The organism is Brevundimonas sp. (genome assembly GCF_031082345.1).
Taxonomy (GTDB): domain Bacteria; phylum Pseudomonadota; class Alphaproteobacteria; order Caulobacterales; family Caulobacteraceae; genus Brevundimonas.
Genome location: NZ_JAVHLH010000281.1, coordinates 1 through 3,523 on the forward strand (window position 1 = coordinate 1; position 3,523 = coordinate 3,523).

At 70.1% G+C, this 3,523-nt stretch carries 3 protein-coding genes and 1 pseudogene; all 4 read left to right on the forward strand.

The features are described from left to right. A partial coding sequence (locus RDU12_RS14005; protein WP_308685226.1) for a YaiO family outer membrane beta-barrel protein occupies positions 1-676 on the forward strand: 676 nt, incomplete at its 5' end. Continuing rightward, entirely contained in the window at positions 676-1,737 is a 1,062-nt protein-coding gene (locus RDU12_RS14010; RefSeq protein ID WP_300291204.1) for a HEAT repeat domain-containing protein, read from the forward strand. The genes RDU12_RS14005 and RDU12_RS14010, both read left to right, overlap by 1 nt. Then, the gene (locus tag RDU12_RS14015) at positions 1,734-3,179 is read left to right on the forward strand and encodes a glycosyltransferase (protein WP_300291202.1); all 1,446 of its coding nucleotides are present in this window, start codon (positions 1,734-1,736) and stop codon (positions 3,177-3,179) included. The genes RDU12_RS14010 and RDU12_RS14015 overlap by 4 nt, the downstream gene beginning before the upstream one ends. Next, positions 3,176-3,523 (forward strand): annotated as a pseudogene (locus RDU12_RS14020) (GAF domain-containing protein); the annotation flags it as partial. The gene RDU12_RS14015 and the pseudogene RDU12_RS14020, both read left to right, overlap by 4 nt.

Genomic DNA, 3,523 nt, shown 5'->3' on the forward strand with positions numbered 1-3,523 from the left:
GCCGCGATGGCGCCTGGACGTCGGCGTGGCGCGCAGCGAACTCTCGGGCGGCCTTCCGGACTGGTCCGAGGCGCGCGTCGCGGTGGCGGCCGCCCTCACCGACCGCTGGAGCGCCGCCCTGGCGGTCGAAGCGACCGAACGGTTCGACAACCGCGACACCTATGTCGAGGCGCGTCTGGATCGACGGTTCGGGCGCGGCGGGGCCTACGTCTTTCTCGGCGGCGCGACGGACGCGGACTATCGCCCGGAACTGATGTTGGGTCTGGGCGGGCAGGTGCGCCTGACGGACCGGTTATCGGCCACCCTGGGCGCCTCGACGGCCCGCTATCCGACCGGCACGGTGACCGCGATCCAGCCCGGACTGCTCGTGGATGTCTTGAGCGAAAGGCTGCAGCTGGCGGCCCGATGGATCGTCGTCCGTGACGAGACCGGCGAGGATCGCCAGGGCTGGGCGGTCCAGACGCGCTGGCAGGCGACCCCCAGGCTCGGGCTGCGGCTCGGCTATGCCGACGCCCCTGAAAGCTCGGAAGGGGTGACGGTCGAGGTCTCCGCCTGGAGCCTCGGGGCCGACATCGACGTGACCGATCGTCTGAGGCTGCGCATCGGCGCGGTGTCCGAGGATCGCGGCGCCTATGACCGGCGCGAAGCCACCATCGGGTTCGGCCTGCGGTTCTGATGGAAGGTCTGCTGCTCCTGTGGTGGACGTCGATCCTGCTGGTCATGGCGGCGCTCGCATGGATATCCGCCCTGGTCGTCGGCCGACTGTTCCGGGAGCAAAGGGACGCGCGGCGCGGCCGCGACCGCGACCGGGCCTGCGACGCCTTTCTCGACGTCATGAACGGGTCGGGGGACGCCCTGGGACGCCTGCGCGGCGTCGACCATCGGGCGCGGCTTATGGGCGAGGCCCTGCTTGAACTGCTGGCCATGGTCCGGGGGGGCGAGCGGGAAAGGCTGCTGGAGGCCCTGCAGTCGATCAAGATGGACCAACGCTTCCAACGCCGCCTGTTCAGGGGCGGAATCGCCGGTCGTATGGTGGCGGCCGAGACCCTGTCGCACTTCCCGGGTCCGGAGACGGTCGAGGCCCTGAAGGCGGCGCTCGTCCAGACGCGTCACGGAAACCTGCGGGTGGCTCTGATGCGATCGCTGATCGAGCTCGACGCCGCCCCGCCGCTGGCCGAGGTGCTGCAGGAGATTCACCGCAGCCGCGGGTCCGAATCCCTGCTCTATCTTCCGTTGATGCGCCGGCTGGTGAACGGCGACACCCGGGCGGCCCTGCACGCCTTCGGCGATCCCGGGACGCCGCCGAAGGCGCGGGTGATCCTGGCCGAGGCGCTCGGCGCCAGCGGGGATTTCCGGGCCATGCGACCCCTTTGCATCGGCGCCACGGCGCCCGACGTGGAGCTGAGGATCGCCTCCGTGCGGGGTCTCGCCGCCATGGGGCACCCGGCGGCCGAGCCTCGCATCCTCGCGGCCCTTGAGGACCCCGTGTGGATGGTGCGGTCGGCCGCCTGCGAGGCCGCCGGGCGGATCGGTCTGAAGTCGGCTGTGCCGCTGCTCATCATCCAGCTCTCGGACCCCGTCTGGTGGGTCCGTTTCCGCGCCGGCGAAGCCTTGTCGGCCCTGGGTTCGACGGGTCTGAAAGGACTGCGGGCGGCGGCGACCGGGCAGGGTGATCTGCCGCGCCGGGCCGCGTCGCTGGCGCTGGCGGAACGCGGTCTGGCGCGGACGGCCGCATGAGCGCGCCGATCCTGCATTGGCTGGCGGTGCTCGCCCAGTCGATCGCGATTGTCGTCATCGTGACCGGCCTGCTGCAGAACTTTGTCTACCTGGTTCAGCTGGGCCTGGCGGCGGCGGCGCTGATCCAGACTCCGCCGACGCCGTCGGGCGGCCTGCTGTGGCGGCGCTATGCGGACGCCTCGCCGCCCATCGCCCTGCTGGCCCCCGCCTACAACGAGGCCCTGACCATCACCGAGAGCGTCCGTTCGCTGCTGTCGCTGCAGTATCCGAGCTTCGAGGTGATCGTCATCAACGATGGGTCCAACGACGGCACGCTTCAGGTCCTGATCGACGGTTTCGGCCTCCGGCCTATCGAACGGCACTACGACCTGCCGATCGACCACAGGCCGATCCGCGGGATCTACGGCGGGACCCACCAGCCGCGGTTGATCGTCGTGGACAAGGAGAACGGCGGCAAGGCCGACGCCCTCAATGCGGGCATCAACGTCTCGCGCGCGCCGATCTTCTGCTCGATGGACGCCGACTCCCTGCTCGAACCGGACGCCCTGCTGCGTGCGGTCAGGCCCTTCGTCGAGGACCCCGAGCGGACGGTGGCGGTCGGCGGCACGGTGCGCATCGCGAACGGCTGCCGCATCGAACACGGCCGGGTGCTGGAGGTCCGTCCGCCCCGCAACCTCCTCGCCCTGCTGCAGACTGTGGAATATCTGCGGGCCTTCCTGATGGCCCGTCTGGCGTGGAGCCGCATCAACGCCCTGACCATCATCTCGGGCGCCTTCGGACTGTTCCGCCGCAACCGCGTCATCGAAGCCGGCGGCTACACCCGCGGAACCGTCGGGGAGGACATGGAGCTGGTCGTCAAGCTCCACAGGCTCATGCGGGACCGCGGACTGCCCTATCGGGTCGCCTTCGTGCCCGAGCCGGTCTGCTGGACCGAGGCGCCGGAAGACCTGCGCGTTCTCGGCCGCCAGCGGGCCCGCTGGCACCGGGGCTCGCTCGAGACCTTCGAGCGCCACTGGGACATGATGTTCCGGCGGAAGTACGGGCGGGTGGGGTTCGTCGGTTTCGGCTACGTCTTCCTGGTCGACGTGCTGGGGCCGATCGTCGAAATGCTGGGGTATTTCCTGATCCCCCTGTTCTGGCTGACCGGCCTGCTGTCGATCGAATATCTGCTGGCCTTCGCCGCCGTCACCTTCACCTTCGGCGTGGTGATTTCCGTCGGATCGCTGGCTCTGGAGGAATCCAGTCTGCGGCGTTTCCCCCGCGCCGGCGATCTGGTGCTGCTGACCCTCGTCGCGATCCTCGAGAATTTCGGCTACCGGCAGCTGAACAACTTCTGGCGGCTGCGCGGGGTCTGGCAATATCTGCGGCGCAGCCAGTCCTGGGGAACGATGACCCGGAAAGGCTTCGGGGCGCCGGCAAGCGAGGGAGCGGCTGTGCCATGAGTCCCGACGCCGATCCGCCCCTGTCGGCTCCCGCCGGGGCGCCGGAGAACGAGCCGGAGCGCCTCGCCGCCCTGCATGCGCTGAGGGTGCTGGACACGCCGCCCGAGCCCCGCTTCGACCGGCTCACGCGCCTGGCCGCCGCCCTGTTCGACGTCCCGACGGCCCTGGTGTCGCTGATCGACGCGGAACGGCAGTGGTTCAAGTCGCGGTATGGTTTCGAGGCCTGCGAGACCGGTCGGCGCGAGGCGTTCTGCAACCGCGCCCTGCGGCTGCCCGGGCGCGGCGTCATGGTCGTCGAGGACGCGACGAAGGATCCGGATTTCGTCGACAATCCGCTGGTCACC